This is a genomic window from Kitasatospora sp. NPDC085464, assembly GCF_044541955.1.
Lineage (GTDB): Bacteria > Actinomycetota > Actinomycetes > Streptomycetales > Streptomycetaceae > Kitasatospora.
Genome location: NZ_JBITTM010000003.1, coordinates 246,264 through 262,445, shown reverse-complemented (window position 1 = coordinate 262,445; position 16,182 = coordinate 246,264). Strand labels below are relative to the sequence as shown.

The 16,182-nt window shown below is 73.7% G+C and carries 13 protein-coding genes; 6 read left to right on the top strand and 7 right to left on the bottom strand.

Translation table 11 applies throughout. The features are described from left to right. Nucleotides 1-287: 287 nt before the first annotated feature. Together ACIGG8_RS04370 and ACIGG8_RS04365 are read right to left on the bottom strand one after the other, a co-directional pair. On the bottom strand, nt 288-707 hold the full coding sequence (locus ACIGG8_RS04370; protein WP_396545689.1) for a CBS domain-containing protein: 420 nt from the start codon (nt 705-707) through the stop codon (nt 288-290). After that, on the bottom strand, nt 704-1,366 hold the full coding sequence (locus ACIGG8_RS04365; RefSeq protein WP_396545687.1) for an OsmC family protein: 663 nt from the start codon (nt 1,364-1,366) through the stop codon (nt 704-706). The genes ACIGG8_RS04370 and ACIGG8_RS04365 overlap by 4 nt, the downstream gene beginning before the upstream one ends. 358 nt (nt 1,367-1,724) lie before the next feature. Between ACIGG8_RS04365 and ACIGG8_RS04360 the strand changes: the two genes are divergently transcribed. The 5 genes from ACIGG8_RS04360 to ACIGG8_RS04340 are packed head-to-tail and all read left to right on the top strand — an operon-like array spanning nt 1,725 to nt 6,256. Beyond that, nucleotides 1,725-2,870, top strand: a complete 1,146-nt coding sequence (locus ACIGG8_RS04360) for a 4Fe-4S dicluster domain-containing protein (protein WP_396545685.1) — start codon at nt 1,725-1,727, stop codon at nt 2,868-2,870. Continuing rightward, nucleotides 2,867-3,676 carry an FAD/NAD(P)-binding protein gene (locus ACIGG8_RS04355; protein WP_396545683.1) on the top strand — a complete coding sequence of 270 codons (810 nt, stop codon included), beginning with the start codon at nt 2,867-2,869 and terminating at the stop codon, nt 3,674-3,676. The genes ACIGG8_RS04360 and ACIGG8_RS04355 overlap by 4 nt, the downstream gene beginning before the upstream one ends. Before the next feature lie 5 nt (nt 3,677-3,681). Continuing rightward, on the top strand, nt 3,682-4,461 hold the full coding sequence (locus ACIGG8_RS04350; RefSeq protein WP_396545681.1) for an oxidoreductase: 780 nt from the start codon (nt 3,682-3,684) through the stop codon (nt 4,459-4,461). Continuing rightward, nucleotides 4,458-5,753, top strand: coding sequence for a Ni/Fe hydrogenase subunit alpha (locus ACIGG8_RS04345; protein ID WP_396545679.1), 1,296 nt, complete (start codon nt 4,458-4,460; stop codon nt 5,751-5,753). The genes ACIGG8_RS04350 and ACIGG8_RS04345 overlap by 4 nt, the downstream gene beginning before the upstream one ends. Continuing rightward, nucleotides 5,750-6,256, top strand: coding sequence for a hydrogenase maturation protease (locus tag ACIGG8_RS04340; protein WP_396545677.1), 507 nt, complete (start codon nt 5,750-5,752; stop codon nt 6,254-6,256). The genes ACIGG8_RS04345 and ACIGG8_RS04340 overlap by 4 nt, the downstream gene beginning before the upstream one ends. Before the next feature lie 146 nt (nt 6,257-6,402). Here the strand turns inward: ACIGG8_RS04340 and ppsA are convergent, their stop codons facing one another. Further along, nucleotides 6,403-8,766, bottom strand: a complete 2,364-nt coding sequence (gene ppsA / locus ACIGG8_RS04335; protein WP_396545675.1) for a phosphoenolpyruvate synthase — start codon at nt 8,764-8,766, stop codon at nt 6,403-6,405. 213 nt (nt 8,767-8,979) lie between these two features. Then, a complete protein-coding gene (locus ACIGG8_RS04330; protein ID WP_396545673.1) occupies nt 8,980-12,540 on the bottom strand; it encodes a hydantoinase B/oxoprolinase family protein in 3,561 nt (1,186 codons plus the stop codon). 128 nt (nt 12,541-12,668) lie between these two features. On the opposite strand from ACIGG8_RS04330, the gene ACIGG8_RS04325 reads away from it, so the two are divergent. Then, the gene (locus ACIGG8_RS04325; RefSeq protein ID WP_396545671.1) at nt 12,669-13,826 is read left to right on the top strand and encodes an NAD(P) transhydrogenase subunit alpha; all 1,158 of its coding nucleotides are present in this window, start codon (nt 12,669-12,671) and stop codon (nt 13,824-13,826) included. A gap of 19 nt (nt 13,827-13,845) precedes the next feature. On the opposite strand, the gene ACIGG8_RS04320 is transcribed toward ACIGG8_RS04325, so the two are convergent. From ACIGG8_RS04320 to ACIGG8_RS04310, 3 genes are all read right to left on the bottom strand, one after another. Next, nucleotides 13,846-14,457, bottom strand: coding sequence for a hypothetical protein (locus ACIGG8_RS04320; RefSeq protein ID WP_396545669.1), 612 nt, complete (start codon nt 14,455-14,457; stop codon nt 13,846-13,848). A gap of 113 nt (nt 14,458-14,570) precedes the next feature. Further along, complete coding sequence (locus ACIGG8_RS04315; RefSeq protein ID WP_396545667.1) at nt 14,571-15,104, bottom strand: flavodoxin family protein; 534 nt, start codon at nt 15,102-15,104, stop codon at nt 14,571-14,573. 95 nt (nt 15,105-15,199) lie between these two features. Continuing rightward, entirely contained in the window at nt 15,200-16,075 is an 876-nt protein-coding gene (locus ACIGG8_RS04310) for a universal stress protein (protein ID WP_396545665.1), read from the bottom strand. Nucleotides 16,076-16,182: the final 107 nt, after the last annotated feature.

The following is a 16,182-nucleotide window of genomic DNA, read 5'->3' as shown; positions in this document are numbered from 1 at the left end:
GTGGTCCGCCGACGGACCGCGGGCATCTCTCCCCAGCCTCGCGCGGCACCCACGGCCGTGCCATTCAGGCGAGCGGGTCCGCTGACGTCCCACCCCCGCGGCCCGGCCTGACCCCCGGTCCGTCTGACAGGAGCGTCGTGCTGCCCGTCCTCGTCGCGGTCGGACGCCCGGCGTGCTCGCCGACCCCGCCGGGCGGGCGCACGATCCGCCGACGTGCGGTGAAGGTCGCCATCGGGGCGGTACCGGCCCGGTGACGGCCTCCCGAGGGTTCGAGGGGGTGAGGTCGGTCAGGTCTCCCGCAGCGCGCTGCGGGAGACCGGGATCAGCACGTCGAGGAGCCGCTGGGCGACGTCGCGGAGCAGGTCGTCGACGGTGAGCATGCCGACCGGGCGGCCGCCGTCGATCACGGGCAGGCGGCGGACGCCGGTGCTGCGGAAGGTGCGGTAGGCCGTGTCGAGGTCGTCGTCGACGTCCAGGGTGACGACGCGGACGGTCATGAGGTCGGTGACGGGCCGCTCCGGGCTTCCGCCGTGGGCCAAGCCACGGACGGTCAGGTCGCGGTCGGTGAGGATGCCGAGCAGCCGGTCGCCCTCCGTGACCAGGACGCAGCCGACCGCCCCCTCTTCCATCCGTCGGGCCGCTCCCACGGCCGTCGCGGTGGGGCCGACCGTCACCGGAGGTGACGTCATCAGGTCCGAGGCCTTCATGGCGCCGTGGCCTTCCGGGTGCTGCTCAGCGAGACCGTGACGTCCGGCGGCCGGTCGAGCGTGTTCTTCACCGTGCAGTGGCGGACGACCGCCAGCAGGCCGGGCGCTCGTCCGGGTGGCAAACCCGGCGCGGTGACCTCGATGGACACGGAGGCGATCCGGGCCGGGCGGTCCTGGGACATGGTGTGGTCCCCGGTGACGTGCAGGCCGTCGCGGCTCAGCCCGTGCCGGTCGAGGTAGCCGCCGGCGTAGTGGGCGGCGCAGGAGGCCAGGGCGGCGGCACACAGCTCGACCGGGGTCGGTGCGGAGTCGGTGCCGCCCGCGTCGAGCGGCTGGTCGACGGCCAGCACGTGGGACCGGATGCCGATGGCATAGAGGTCCCCGGCGACCGGGTCCACGTCGATCCGTCCGGGCCGGAGCGCCGGGGGCCGTTCGACGGCGGCGGCGTGGCGGAGCAGTGTTCCGGCCAGGTGCCTGGCCTCGGCCGGGGTGAGCGAGATCCGCAGCCGGTCGGCGTCGTGCGGCTCGCGGGCCGTGTCGAGGACGACGTGACCGGTGTCCGGCGGGGCCGCCGGGGTGTGGCGGGACACGGAGACGGTCCGTCCGGTGGCGGTGTGCAGCAACTGCTGGGTGGCGGTGCGGGATTCGTGGGTCAGCACGGTCGGTGCCTCCGCTCGTCAGGGCCCGGAACGGGGAGCGGGCCTCCATGTCCAGCAGACCGCCGCCGGGAACGGGTCGGCAGGGTCGTTCGGCCCGCCACCCGGCCCCAGCCGCCGGGCTCCGGTCCTGAGGGCTCCGGCCGCGGCGTCGTCCGTCCGGTGCAGTGCCTCGACCGCCCGTCGTCGGCCGTGGCCGAGCAGGCGGAGCAGGGCCGATCGGGCCCGCTCACAGGCCGGAGGGCCTTTGATCCGCGGGACGGGACCGACCGGCCCATGCGGAAAACCGGCGGGCGGCCGACAGTGGAATGACGGGGACCGCCACCCGGGCGGTGTCGGGAAGCAGGCCGAGGAGGGCGCAATGGGGACGACGGCACCGCTCGTGGAACTGGACGAAGCAGGCCTCGCCGCACTGGTCGCGGCCCTGCGGCAGCGGGGACACACCGTGATCGGGCCCACGGTCCGGGACGGCGCGATCGTGCTCGCCGAACTGGCCTCGGCACAGGAGCTGCCGTACGGCTGGGGGATCGAGGCCGAGGCCGGCACCTACCGGCTGCACCGGCGCGAGGACCGGGCGGCGTTCGCCCACTCCGCCGGGCCGCAGTCCTGGAAGACCTTCCTGCACCCGCCGCGGGCCAGGCTCTGGCAGGCCGACCGGGCCGAGGACGGCACCGTCACCGTCCGGGAGGGGGAGGACGACCCGTCGCCGCGCTACGCCTTCCTCGGCGTGCGCCCGTGCGACCTGCGCGCGATCGCGGTGCAGGACCGGGTGCTGACGGGCGGCGCGTACGCGGATCCGGTCTACGGTCGGCGGCGGACCGGCGTGTTCGTCGTGGTGGCCGAGTGCACCGAGCCCAGCGGGGTCTGCTTCTGCGCCTCGATGGGCACCGGCCCGGGCGTGCCCGGGGGCGCGTCCTACGACCTGGCGCTGACCGAGACCGTCGAACCGGACGGGCCGCACTACCTGGTCCGCGTCGGCAGCCCCGACGGCGAGGAGGTCCTCGCCGCGATCCCCAGCCGTCCCACCGACGGCGAGCACGCCCGCACGGCCGTCGCCGAGGCCGCCGGGCGGATGGGCCGGAGCATGGACCCCACCGACCTGCGCGCACTGATGGCCGGCACGATGACCGCCGAGCGCTGGAACCAGGTCGCAGACCGTTGCCTGACCTGCGGCAACTGCACCATGGTCTGCCCCACCTGCTTCTGCACCACCACCGAGGAGGTCACCGACCTCACCGGTGACCACGCCGAGCGGTGGCGACGCTGGGACTCCTGCTTCGACCTCGACTTCTCCTACCTGCACGGCACCGGTCCGGTCCGCACCTCCGCCCGCAGCCGGTACCGTCAGTGGCTCACCCACAAACTCGGCACCTGGCACGACCAGTTCGGCTCCTCGGGCTGTGTCGGCTGCGGGCGCTGCATCGCCTGGTGCCCGGTCGGCATCGACATCACCGAGGAGGTCACCGCCCTGCGGGCCGAGGCGACGACCACCGGGGGTGCGTCATGAGGCACCCGACCACCCCCGTGCCGTACCGGGTGCTGGCCCGCCGCCGTGAGACCGCCGACACCGTCACCCTCGACCTGGCACCGACCACCGCACCGCTGCGGCCGTTCCGCCCCGGGCAGTACGCGATGCTGTACGCCTTCGGGACGGGCGAGATCCCGCTCTCCACCAGTCGGATCGACGGCGCCGTGCTGAGCCACACCGTCCGTGCGGTCGGCAAGGTCAGCGAGGCACTGTGCCGGGCCGAGCGCGGGGACTGGATCGGCTCCCGCGGACCGTACGGCACGGCGTGGCAGACCCCGCCCGGCGGCAGCGACGTGCTGATCGTCTCCGGCGGCGTAGGACTCGCCCCGCTGCGCCCGCTGATCGAGGAGGTCCTCGCGAGGGCCGAGGCGTACGGGACGGTCTCGGTGCTCGCCGGGTACCGCGATCCCGGTGAGCAGCTGTTCCTCGACGACCTGCCACGCTGGCGCTCCCGTGCGCACGTGGAGGTCACCGTGGATCGCCCCGAGCCCGGCTGGTGCGGGGCGACCGGCCTGGTCACCGCCCTGCTGGCCGACGCCGTCTTCCGGCCCGACCGCTGCGCGGCGTACCTCTGCGGCCCCGAGGTGATGATGCGTGCCACCGCCCGGGAGCTGTCGCGCCGAGGCGTCCCCGCGGACCGGATCCGGGTTTCGCTGGAACGCAACATGCGCTGCGCCACCGGCTGGTGCGGGCACTGCCAGCTCGGCCCCGTACTCGTCTGCCGGGACGGTCCGGTCCTCGGCTGGGACCTGGTCGACGGCCTGCTGGACACGCCGGAGAGGTGAGCGCCATGGGCACCCCGCGCCTGGCGGTGTGGAAGTTCTCCTCCTGCGACGGCTGCCAGCTGACCCTGCTCGACTGCGAGGACGAACTCCTGGAGCTCGCCGGGAAGATCGAGATCGGTTACTTCCTGGAGGCCTCCAGCCGTGAACTTCCACCGCCGTACGACCTCTCCCTGGTAGAGGGCTCCATCGCGACGGCCGCCGACCTGGACCGCATCCGCCGGGTCCGCGAGCAGTCCCGCCACCTGGTGACCATCGGTGCCTGCGCCACCGCCGGCGGAGTCCAGGCGCTGCGGAACCTGGCGGGCCTGCCCGAGTACCAGGCCGTCGTCTACGCCCGGCCCGAGTACATCGACAGTCTCGACGACTCCACCCCGGTCTCCGCCCACGTGCCGGTCGACCTCGAACTGCGCGGCTGCCCGATCGACAGGCGGCAACTGTTGGAGGTGATCACCGCGTACCTGGCCGACCGCAAGCCCGACATCCCCACCCACAGTGTCTGCTTCGAGTGCAAGCTGCGCGGCACCACCTGCGTCACCGTCGCCCACGGCACCCCGTGCCTCGGCCCGGTCACCCAGGCCGGCTGCGGTGCGATCTGCCCGGCGTACGGGCGCGGCTGCTACGGCTGCTTCGGGCCCATGGAGACGCCCAACACCCGCGCGCTGCTGCCGCTGCTGCGCCGCGACGGCGTGGCGGAGACGGACGCCGCCCGGCTCTACCGTACCTTCAACGCCGAGGCGCCCGGCTTCGCGGAGGCGGCCCGACAGGCGACGGAGGACACCGGATGACCCATCGCACCCGACGACTGCTGACCGTCGGTGCGTTGGCCCGCGTCGAGGGGGAGGGCGCGCTGCACGTCTCCGCCCGAGGGAACGAGGTGGAGAGCGTCCGGCTGGCGATCTACGAGCCCCCGCGCTACTTCGAGGCGTTGCTGCGCGGTCGCCGGTACACCGAGCCGCCCGACCTCACCTCCCGGATCTGCGGCATCTGCCCGGTGGCGTACCAGATGAGTGCGTGTCGGGCGGTGGAGAACGCCTGCGGGGTCGAGGTCGGTGGTCAGCTCGCGCAGCTGAGAAGGCTGTTGTACTGCGGGGAGTGGATCGAGAGCCACACCCTGCACGTCTACCTGCTGCACGCCCCCGACTTCCTCGGCCTGCCGGACGCCCTGGCGCTCGCCCGCACCGACGCGGCCCTGCTCCAGCGCGGGCTGAGGCTGAAGAAGGCGGGCAACGAGGTCGTGGAGGTCCTCGGTGGACGGGCGATCCACCCGGTCAACGTCCGGGTCGGCGGCTTCCACCGGCTGCCGAGCAGGAATGAACTCGACCATCTGGCAGCGGTGTTGAGGCAAGCCAGGATCGACGCCGAGGAGACCGTCGGCTGGGTGGCCGGTTTCGAGTTCCCGTCGCTGACCGTCCGGCACGAGTTCCTCGCGCTCACCGAGCCCGACCGCTACGCGATCGATTCCGGTACGCCCACCGGCGCCCGCGTCGGCCCGTTCGGCGTGGGGGAGTTCGAACAGCACGTCCGCGAGCACCAGGTGCCGCACTCCACCGCCCTGCACGCCACCCTCGACGGCCGTCCCCACCTCACCGGGCCGCTCGCCCGCTGGAACCTCTCCGCTGACCGGCTGCCCGCAGGCGTCCGCGACCTCGCGGCCGCAGCCGGGCTCGGCCCGTCCTGCGACAACCCCTTCCGTAGCATCCTGATCCGCGCCGTCGAAGTCCTGTGGGCCGTCACCGAGGCACAACGGATCATCGAGCAGTACGAGCCGCCGCCCGGCCCGGCCGTACCCGTCCCGCCGAAGACCGGCACCGGGTACGGCGCCACCGAAGCGCCGCGCGGGCTGCTCTACCACCGGTACGACATCGACGCGGACGGACTCGTCCGGCGGGCCGTCATCGTCCCGCCCACCGCACAGAACCAGACCGCGATCGAAGCCGACCTGCGAGCCTTCATCGGGCCCCGGTTGCACCTGGACGACGCCGAGTTGACCCGGCAGTGCGAGCGGGTGATCCGCAGCTACGACCCGTGCATCTCCTGCGCGGCGCACTTCCTCGCGCTCACCGTGGAGCGGAGTTGACGGACTCGGGCACGGGACGGGTCGTCGTCATCGGCGTCGGCAACGAGTACCGCCGTGACGACGGTGTCGCCGTGGCCGTCGTCGCGGAACTCGCGACCGCAGGCCCGGCCGTCGACCGGCTGGCCCTGTGCGACGGCGAGCCCACCAGGCTGATGGAGCTGTGGGACGGTGCCGACCTCGCCGTCGTCGTCGACGCGGTGCGCCTGGACCCCGGTGAGCCGGGCCTGATCCACCTCATCGCCGTCGACGCCGGTCACCTGCCCGCCGATTCCCCGGCGGACGAGGCGGCGGCCGGTACGCACGGCCTGGGTTTGGGCCACGGTGTCGCGCTGGCGGCCGCCGTGGGGAAGCTGCCGCGCGAGCTGCTGATCGTCGCGGTCGAGGGCCGGGACTTCTCGATCGGCGAGGGCCTGAGCCGGGCCGTCGCCGATGCGGTGCCGCGCCTCGTCGCAGAGGTCCAGAGGGCTGTGGAGGCGTACCGGGGGCATCGGGCCCGGCCGTGAGGGCCACACCGACACCAGCGGGCCCGGACCGGTGACGCCGACCGGCCCGGGGCGGTCCACCACCCAGCCCTTGGTCTACGTCGGAAGCGGTTCCGTCGTGGTCATCGCCCTCTCCTGCCGTTCGACCCACGGCGTGCTCGTCCGGGTCAAGCCTGCTGCTCCGCAGCCGCCACCGCGTGCTTCACCGCGGCGAAGCTGTCCGGGGTGACGGAGATCGAGTCGATCCCGGCCTGCACCAGGAAGCGGGTGAAGCCGGGGTCGTTGCTGGGGCGTTGGCCGCAGAGGCCGACGTGTCGACCGGCCGCGTGGGCGGTGGCGATCAGGGACTCGATGCTGCGGGTGACGGCCGGGTCGCGCTCGTCGAAGAGGTGGGCGAGCAGGCCGGAGTCGCGGTCGACGCCGAGGGTGAGCTGGGTGAGGTCGTTGCTGCCGATCGAGAAGCCGTCGAAGCGCTCCGCGAACTGCTCGGCGAGCAGGATGTTGGCCGGGATCTCCGCCATGACGTACACCCGCAGGCCGTTCGCGCCCCGGGCGAGGCCGTTGTCGGCCATCACCGAGAGGACCTGGTCGGCCTCCCGCGGGGTGCGGCAGAACGGGATCATCACCACGATGTTGGTCAGCCCGAGTTCGTCCCGGGCCCGGCGCAGCGCCTGGCATTCCAGGGCGAAACCCTCGCGGTAGCCGGGGTCGTAGTAGCGGCTCGCGCCGCGCCAGCCGATCATCGGGTTGGCCTCGACCGGCTCGAAGGGCGCGCCGCCGACGAGCCGGGCGTACTCGTTGGTCTTGAAGTCGCTGGTGCGCACCACCACCGGGTCCGGCCAGCGGGAGGCGGCGATCCGGGCGACGCCATGGGCGAGACGGTCCACGAAGTAGTCGGTCCGGTCGGGGTAGCCGTACGTCAGTTCGTCGACCAGGCGGCGGTCCTCGGGCGAGAGCCGTTCGGGGTGGACCAGCGCCATGGGGTGGACACGGACCTGGTGGGCGACCACGAACTCGGTACGGGCCAGACCCACACCGTCCGCCGGCAGCCGCCACCAGCGGAACGCGGCCCCGGGGTCGGCCAGGTTGAGCATCACCTTCGTCCGAGTGGCCGGGAGCGAGCCGAGGTCGGTCTCGGTCGCCTCGTACGCGACGCGGCCCGCGTAGACGTGGCCCTCCGCGCCCTCGGCACAGGAGACGGTGACCTCCTGCCTCTCGGCGAGCACCGTCGTCGCCGAGCCGGTGCCGACGAGTGCGGGCACGCCAAGCTCGCGGCTGACTATCGCCGCGTGCGAGGTCCGGCCGCCGTGGTCGGTGACGATCGCGGCGGCCCGCTTCATGAGCGGCTCCCAGTCGGGGTCGGTGATCTCCGTGACCAGGACGGCGCCCTGCGGGAAGCGCTCCAGCCCGACCGGTTCGGCCAGCGCGCACACCGGCCCGGCGCCGATCGCCTCGCCGACGGCGATGCCGTCCACCAGCCGCTCGCCCGTGCCGGTCAGCCGGAAGCGGCGCAGCACCTCGCCGTGGCGGCGGGACTGCACGGTCTCCGGACGGGCCTGGACGAGGAACAGCCGGCCGGTGATGCCGTCCTTCGCCCACTCCAGGTCCATCGGGCAGCCGTAGTGCTCCTCGACGGCCACCGCCCACTCGGCCAGCGTGCGGATGTCGCCCTCGCCGAGCACGGGCCGGGAGCGCTCCTGGGCGTCGGTGTCGACGGTCGTGGTCGAGCCGTCCTCGGCGTACACGGCCTTGCGGCGCTTGGCGCCGAGCTGTACCTGGACGACGGGGTCGAGGTGGTGGTCCTTGAGCACGGGCTTGAACACCGTGTACTCGTCCGGGTCCACCTGGCCGCTGACCACCGTCTCGCCCAGTCCCCAGGCCGCACTGATCACCACCACACCGGGGAAGCCGGTCTCTGTGTCCAGGGTGAACACCACGCCCGCGCCCGCCAGGTCGGAGCGCACCATCAGCTGCACCCCGACCGACAGCGCGAGGGAGAGGTGGTCGAAGCCCATCCGCTCCCGGTAGTCGATCGCCCGGTCGGTGAACAGCGAGGCGTAGCAGCGCCGGCAGGAGTCCGACAGAGCGGCAGGCCCCCGGACGTTGAGGAAGGTCTCCTGCTGACCGGCGAAGCTCGCCTCCGGCAGGTCCTCGGCGGTGGCGCTGCTGCGCACCGCGACGTCCGGGTCCGCCCGGCCGGCCTCGCGGGCGAGTTGCCCGTAGGCCTCCACGACCTCGCGTTCGAGGGCCGGCGGAAGCGGGGTGGCGAGGACGGCGGACCGGATGGCGGCGCCGACCTCGGGCAGCGGGGCGCCCCCGTGCAGCCGGTCGACCTGACCGGCGATCCGCTCGCGCAAACCTCCCGCGTCGAGCAGCTCCCGGTAGGCGTCCGCCGTGGTGGCGAAGCCGTCGGGCACCCGGACGCCGGCCGGGCCCAGGCCGTTGATCAGCTCGCCGAGCGAGGCGTTCTTGCCACCGACCAGGCCGACGTCTTCCCGGCCGAGGTCGCGGAAGCGGATGACACGGCGCATGGCTGCCTCCAGGCGCGCTGGCTGGGCGTCCCGACGGCGCTGCGGCCGCGGGCTCCGTACGTCCCCACACTGCTCCTGCGGCAACGGGCGGGGAAGGCGCGGTGGGTCCCGGGTGACGGGACCGGTCGGCGGCGACGGCAGGGCCGGTCGGCCCTGGGCGCATGCGGGGCAGTGGTGGAAGGCCGGCCCGATGACGCGAGCGGGCGTGCGGGGTCAGGTGCCGTAGCCGCCGCCACCCGGGGTGCGGATCTCCAGGGTGTCCCCGGTCGCGACCTCGGCGCTGCCGCAGCCGGGCAGGTCCTCGACGGTGCCGTCGGCGCGCACGACGCGGTTGGCGCCGAGGGCGCCGGGCGAGCCGCCGGCGAGGCCGTACGGGGGGACGCGGCGGTGGCCGGTGAGCAGGCTGACGGTCATCGGCTCGCGGAAGCGCAGACGCCGAAGGGCGCCGTCGCCACCGTGGTGACGCCCGGAGCCGCCGCTGCCGGGGCGGACGGCGAACTCCTCGACGAGGACCGGGAGGCGCCACTCCAGGACCTCGGGGTCGGTGAGGCGGGAGTTGGTCATGTGGGTCTGGACGGCGGCCGCCCCGTCGAATCCCGGGCCGGCGCCGGAACCGGACGCGATGGTCTCGTAGTACTGGTGCTCCGCGTTGCCGAAGCTGAGGTTGTTCATCGTGCCGGAACCCTCCGCCTGCACCCCGAGTGCGGCGTAGAGGGCGCCGACGATGGCCTGGGAGGTCTCGACGTTCCCCGCGGCGACGGCGGCGGGGTACTCGGGGGCGAGCATGGAGCCGGACGGCACGACGATCCGCAGCGGGCGCAGGCAGCCGTCGTTGAGCGGGATGTCGTCGGCGACGAGCGTGCGGAAGACGTACAGGACGGCGGCGGTGACCACGGCGGAGGGCGCGTTGAGGTTGGTGTCGAGCTGGGGGGACGTGCCGGTGAAGTCGATGACGGCGCTGCGGTCCCGGCGGTCGACCCGCACCGAGACGGCGATCACCGCACCGGAGTCGGTCTCATAGCGGTACGTGCCGTCGGCCAGGCCGTCGACGGCGCGGCGCACCGCCTGTTCGGCATTGTCCTGGACGTGCCGCATGTAGGCCTGGACGACGTCGAGTCCGAAGTGGTCGACCATCGCGTTGACCTCGTCGACGCCCTTGCGGTTGGCGGCGATCTGGGCGCGCAGGTCGGCGAGGTTGGTGTCCGGGTCGCGGGACGGGTACGGCGCCTCGGTGAGCAGCCGGACGGTCTCCTCCTCGCGCAACCGCCCGTCCACCACCAGCGGCCAGTTGTCGAAGAGCACGCCCTCCTGGTGGATCTCTCGGCTGTCGGCGGGCATCGAGCCGGGGGCGGTGCCGCCGATCTCGGCGTGGTGGCCGCGGGAGGCGACGAAGAACAGCACGTCCTGCCCGTCCTGGTCGAACACCGGGGTCACCACGGTGATGTCGGGCAGGTGGGTGCCGCCGTGGTACGGGTCGTTGACGGCGTAGGTGTCGCCGGGGCGCAGCCCCGGGCCGCGGCGGCGGATCACCTCCTTGACCGTGGTGCCCATCGAGCCGAGGTGGACGGGGATGTGCGGGGCGTTGGCGACGAGGTTGCCGTCCGGGTCGAAGAGCGCGCAGGAGAAGTCGAGCCGCTCCTTGATGTTGACCGACTGTGCGGTGGACTCCAGCCGGGCGCCCATCTGCTGGGCGATCGCCATGAAGAGGTTGTTGAAGACCTCCAGCAGGACCGGGTCGGCGGTGGTCGGGACGGCTTCCTCGGCGGTGGCTCCGAGCTGCTCGACCAACAGGTGCCCGGCCGGTGTGAGGACGGCCCTCCAGCCGGCGTCCACCACCGTGGTGGCGTTGGCCTCGGCGATCACGGCCGGGCCGGTGACGGTTTCGTCGGGGTGCATCGATCGCCGCTCCAGCAGCGGGACCTGCCGCCACCCGCCACCGGTGTACAGGCGGACGGCGACGGGATCGGTGCGAGCGCCGGTGGGGGAGAGGGCGTCGAGCCGGGGCTGCTCGGTCAGGCCGGTGCCCTCCACGGCGAGGGCCTCGATCACGAGCGGGCGGTCCATCAGGAACGAGTAGGTGGCCCGGTGCCGTTCCTCGAACTCGGCCCGCATACGGGCCGGTTCGCCCAGGGGGACACCGATGGTGGTGTCGGTGCCCTGGTAGCGCAGCCGGGCCCGGCGGGTCTGCCGGATCCGTTCGGGCGGGACGCCCTGGTCGAGCAGATCGCGGGTGGCCGCCTCGGCGAGATCGTCGGCGAGAGCCCGTACCGCATCCATCTCCTCCTCGGCCAGCGGCCGTTCGACGGCCTGCTCGCGCAGGACGACAGTGTCGGCCAGGCCGATGCCGAGGGCCGACAGCACCCCGGCCATGGGCGGCACCAGCACGGTGCGGATGCCCAGCGCCTCGGCCACCGGGCAGGCGACCTGGCCGCCCGCGCCACCGAAGGTGGTCAGGGCGTAGCGGGTGACGTCGTGGCCCTGCTGGACGGAGATCCGCTTGATCGCGTTGGCGATGTTGCCCACCGCGATCCGCAGGAAGCCCTCGGCCGCCTCCTCGGCCGAAAGACCGCCGATCTCGTCGGACAGTTCGGCGAACCGGCGCCGGGTCAGAGCGGAGTCGAGCGGCTGGTCGCCGTCCGGCCCGAAGACGTGCGGGAAGTGCTCGGCCTGGATGCGGCCGAGCAGCAGGTTGGCATCGGTGACGGTCAGCGGTCCGCCGTTGCGGTAGCAGGCCGGGCCCGGGTCGGCACCGGCCGAGTCCGGTCCGACCCGAAGGCGTTCGCCGTCGAAGCGCAGGACCGAGCCGCCGCCCGCCGCGACGGTGTGGATGGCCAGCATCGGCGCTCGCAGCCGCACCCCGGCGACCTGGGTGGTCACCACCCGTTCGTACTCGCCCGCGTAGTGCGACACGTCGGTGGAGGTACCGCCCATGTCGAAGCCGATCACCCGGTCGTGGCCCGCGAGTTCCGACATCCGCACCATGCCGACGATGCCGCCGGCCGGGCCGGAGAGGATCGCGTCCTTGCCCCGGAAGTGGCCGGCCTCCGCGAGGCCGCCGTTGGACTGCATGAACATCAGCCGGACACCGGCCAGTTCCTCCGCGACCTGCCGGACGTAGCGGCGCAGGCCCGGGTCGAGATAGGCGTCGACCACGGCGGTGTCCCCGCGCGGAACGACCTTCATCAGCGGGCTCGCCTCGCTGGACAGCGACACCTGGTCGAAGCCGAGCCGCTCGGCGAGCCGGCCGATCTCCCGTTCGTGGGCGGGGTGCAGGTAGCTGTGCAGGCAGACCACCGCGACCGAGCGCAGGCCCTCGTCCAGGCACCCGCGCAGGTCCTCGGCGAGGCGGTCGAGGTCGGGCGGGCGCAGGACCTCGCCGTCGGCGGTGACCCGTTCGTCCACCTCGACCACCCGGGCGTAGAGCGGATCGGGCAGGACGATCTCGCGGGCGAAGATCTGCGGACGGTTCTGGTAGCCGATCCGCAACGCGTCCGCGAAGCCGCGGGTGATGCACAGGACGGTCGGCTCCCCGGTGCGCTCCAGCAGGGCGTTGGTGGCCACCGTGGTGCCCATCCGGACGGAGCCGACGTGCACGTCGAGATCGGCGTCGGGCGGCAGCAGGGCCCGGATCCCGGCGACGGCCGGGTCTCGGTGGCGGACCGGGTCGTGCGAGAGCAGCTTGTGGGTCAGCAGTCGGCCGTCCGGCGTCAGTGCGACCACGTCGGTGAAGGTCCCGCCCCGGTCCACCCAGAACTGCCAGCCCCTGGCTGCCATGACCGGCTCCCTCCGCCGTGCCGTGTGGCGTTCCACGCGCGAGTGGCCCCGCGCACGAGTATCCGACCGGGCGAACTACCCGGGCAAACGGAACATACTGGGCGCAAAGGCCGACCCTGGAGGCAGCGATGACGGCCACGACGGTGGGGGTGCTGCGCGAGACCGTACCCGGGGAGCGCCGGGTGGCACTGGTGCCCGACCTGGTGACGGCCGTCGGTCGGCTCGGCGTGGCCGTCCTGGTCGAGTCCGGCGCCGGACTCGACCAGGACGGCCACCACGACGCCGACTACCGGGCCGCGGGCGCCGCGGTGACCGAGCGCGCCGAACTGCTGCGCCGCTCGGACGTCCTGCTCGGGATCCACCCGCCGAACGTCGACCCGGTGCACGAGCTGCGCCCCGGCCAGGTGCTGGTGGCGCTGCTGCGGCCGCAGCGGATCCCGTACCTGGTCCGGCAGTGGGCGGACCGCGGCGTGACGGCGATCGGCCTCGACCTGGCGCCCGATCTGCCCGCCGCCCGCCCGTTGGACGCCGGGGCCTCCCAGGCCAGGGTGGCCGGGTACCGGGCGGTGCTGCTCGCCGCCGAGCGCCTGGACCGCTGCCTGCCGCCCTGGGGCACGGCGGACGGCCTGTTCGACCCGGTCCGGGTGCTCGTGGTCGGCGCCGGAGCCGCAGGTCTCCAGGCGATCGACACCGCCTGCCGGCTCGGCGCCACGGTCCACGCGGTCGAACCGCGCCACCGCGAGCGCGCGGCGGTCGCCGCCCTGGGCGCGGACCTGCTGGACCTGCCCGCGTTGCGCCCGATGGCGGACGGCCGGGAGCTGGAGGACTCACTCGACCGGGAGCGTCCGGTCTGGGTGGTGGGGCTGGCCGAGGCCGTCGTTCGGTACGACGTCATCGTGACGGCCCTGGCCGTGCCGGGCCGGCTGCCGCCCGTCCTGCTGCCCGGGGCGACGCTGGCCGGGCTCCGGCGCGGCTCGGTGCTGGTGGACCTGACGGCCGGCCCGGCGGGCGGCATCGTCGAGGGTGTCCTGCCCGACACGACGACGGTGACCGGGGGCGGGGGCACGGTGATCGGTGCGGGCGAGCTCGCGGCACAGGTGCCCGGGACGGCCTCGCGGGCGTACGCCCACAGCGTGTCGGCGCTGCTCGAACGCCTGATGCGCACCGGTTCGCCGGGGGCGGATCCCGTCCTCGGCCCGATGCTGGTGACCGATCGGGGCGCCGTGCGGCACGAACCCACCGCGCTGCTGCTGATGGAGGCGACCGCCGTTGCCGGCCTTCCGTAGGGCCTTCTTCCGTAGGGCCTCACCCGGCCGTGTGCGCGAGCAGCCCGGCGTGCCGGGCGATCGCCGCGGCCCGGTCGGCGCACTGCTGGTAGCAGCAGGACAGCAGTACGAGGTCGGTGACATCGACCGGATCGGTCCCCTGCCCGCGGATCAGCAGCTCGTACAGCAGACGTTGCCGCTGTCCGACCTCGTGGAGCCGGGTCGACACGTCCGTGACGTCCTCGGGCGCCCCGGACTCCAGGGCGTCGGCAGAGCGGGCGACGAGGTCCAACGCGGTGTCGGCCATCCCGCTCAGGGGTGCCCGCAGCCGTTCGCCGAACGGCGCCCGCTCCTGGCGTGCCCAGGCCGCCTCCAGAAGCCGCCGAGCCAGCCACGCGAGGGCCTCGACCTCGCATCCCACGTGGACGCTCACCACGATTCCGGGCCGCCCACCGGGCGTTGTGGCAGCGTCCTCCTCGATCCGGGTCAGCAGCTCCGCCAGGGCCTTCTCCGCGGCGGGAACCGCGGTGCCGCCGTCGGCCGGGTGCGTGATCAGGGTCGTCGCACCGCCCAGGGCGGTGTTCGCCAGTCGCACCAAGCCGGCCAGCTCGCCGACCAGGCCTCGGTGTCCGGTGCCCACGCCGTCCGACATCCCGTTCCCTCCTGTCCGGCCCCTCGATTCAGTCTCGCTCCGATGCGGCGAGGACGCCTCGGCCACGACGGGTCACGGCGGCGGGAAGCGAGCGGGCCTTGTGGCCTCCGGGTTCAGACCAGGCTCGCGCCCCAGGAGCGGGCACGGTCGAGTTCTCCGGTGCGCAGGGGACCGTCGCTGCCCTCCACGATGAAGCCCTCGGGCTCGACGATCACGTCGTAGCGGTGGTGGGAGAGCCGATGGGCGATGCCCTTGGCGGCGCCTCCGGAGCCGGGTGTGTCGCCCCGGGTGTCGAACGCGGCGGCGTGGGTACCGGACTCGGTTTCCGGAAGATCATGGAACCAGGCTCGCAGACCTTGCCCCTCGACGGCCTCCCGGGCTTCGGCCGCCTTCTCCTCCTGGCCGTTTTTGTGCTCCTCGGCCGTTGCGGCCATCCGGCGGCTGAGCCCGGAGGACATGCCGTGCATGTGGGTCGGGCCGCCGACCACCAGCAGGTCCGCGGTCCGGGTGATGTCGGCGTCGGCCTCGGCCACCGGGAGGCAGTCGACGGCCGCCCCGGGGTCGGCCTGGTGCACACCTTCGGCGATCGCCTCGGCGATCTCCCGGGTGTTGCCGTACATGCTCTCGTACACGATCACGGTGTGCATGGTCTCCACCTTTCGTCATCTCCAGCCTTGCTCCGCAGCTGAACTGCCGAGATGGGCCGTTCGGTCCCGATCGTCCCGCCGGGCGGGCACCTCCGCTACGGACGGCCGGGCACCGTGACGACCGGGCAGTGGGCGTGGTGCAGCAGGCCGTGAGGTACGGAGCCCAGCCGCATGCCGGTGAAGCCGCCGTTGCCGCGGCGCCCGACGACCACGGCGAGGGCGTGCTCGGAGGCCAGCGCGAGCTCCTCCACGGGGTGACCGCGGACCAGTTCGTGGGTCACGGTGACGTCGGGGTGACGGTCGTGGCGGCCGGCGGTGGACTCGAAGAGCAGCCGGCGCAGGATCTGCCCGGTGGCGTGCTCGTCGAGGTTGCCGACCGGTGGGCGCTGCCAGACCCAGAGCACGCGCAGTGCAGCCCGGCGCTCGCCCGCCAGGTCGAAGGCGAAATCGACAGCAGGCTCCGAGGACGGGCTGCCGTCCACGCCCAGCACGATGTAGGGCGGGTCCTGGGTGGTGTGCTCGGGGTCGCGGACGACGACGACCGGGCAGTGGGCCTGGGCGCTCACCGGGACGGCCACCGAGTAGGCACTCAGGGCCTCCTCGACCCGGCCCAGCCGCCGGGAGCCGAGGACGACGAGCGCGGCACGGCGGGACTCGCGGCACAGCGCGGGCGCCGGGACGTCCTCCGCCACTACGGTGGCCACGGCCAGCTGGGGATGCCGTTCCCTCGCCACTGCGGTGGCCCGGTCGAGGGCCTGGTCGGCCCGTTCGCGCAGGGCCTTGTGGTACCGGCCCTCGTCGAACGGACGGAACTCGCGGAACAGCGACGGGACGGCATGCACCAGCCGCAGAGGCAGGCCCCGGCGGGCGGCCTCGTCGGAGGCCCAGGCGGCGGTCATCCGGCCGGTGTCGTGCGCGTCGACGCCGAGGACGACGGAGCTGGCGGAACTCTCCGAATTCGCGGATGTCATGGCGGTCCTCCCCGCTTCGGAGTTACAGGCCTGCCTCCACGCTAGGCGTGGTCCCGACCCGGCCGGGAGGGCCGACCGGCCCGGTGGCCGGAGGCCCCGAGGCCCCA

What these genes read in the sequence shown, in the direction of transcription:
- ACIGG8_RS04370 (WP_396545689.1), bottom strand. Translation starts at nt 707, where the DNA reads ATGAAGGCCTCGGACCTGATGACGTCACCTCCGGTGACGGTCGGCCCC.
- ACIGG8_RS04360 (WP_396545685.1), top strand. Translation starts at nt 1,725, where the DNA reads ATGGGGACGACGGCACCGCTCGTGGAACTGGACGAAGCAGGCCTCGCC.
- ACIGG8_RS04355 (WP_396545683.1), top strand. Translation starts at nt 2,867, where the DNA reads ATGAGGCACCCGACCACCCCCGTGCCGTACCGGGTGCTGGCCCGCCGC.
- ACIGG8_RS04350 (WP_396545681.1), top strand. Translation starts at nt 3,682, where the DNA reads ATGGGCACCCCGCGCCTGGCGGTGTGGAAGTTCTCCTCCTGCGACGGC.
- ACIGG8_RS04345 (WP_396545679.1), top strand. Translation starts at nt 4,458, where the DNA reads ATGACCCATCGCACCCGACGACTGCTGACCGTCGGTGCGTTGGCCCGC.
- ppsA (WP_396545675.1), bottom strand. Translation starts at nt 8,766, where the DNA reads ATGCGCCGTGTCATCCGCTTCCGCGACCTCGGCCGGGAAGACGTCGGC.
- ACIGG8_RS04330 (WP_396545673.1), bottom strand. Translation starts at nt 12,540, where the DNA reads ATGGCAGCCAGGGGCTGGCAGTTCTGGGTGGACCGGGGCGGGACCTTC.
- ACIGG8_RS04325 (WP_396545671.1), top strand. Translation starts at nt 12,669, where the DNA reads ATGACGGCCACGACGGTGGGGGTGCTGCGCGAGACCGTACCCGGGGAG.
- ACIGG8_RS04320 (WP_396545669.1), bottom strand. Translation starts at nt 14,457, where the DNA reads ATGTCGGACGGCGTGGGCACCGGACACCGAGGCCTGGTCGGCGAGCTG.
- ACIGG8_RS04315 (WP_396545667.1), bottom strand. Translation starts at nt 15,104, where the DNA reads ATGCACACCGTGATCGTGTACGAGAGCATGTACGGCAACACCCGGGAG.
- ACIGG8_RS04310 (WP_396545665.1), bottom strand. Translation starts at nt 16,075, where the DNA reads ATGACATCCGCGAATTCGGAGAGTTCCGCCAGCTCCGTCGTCCTCGGC.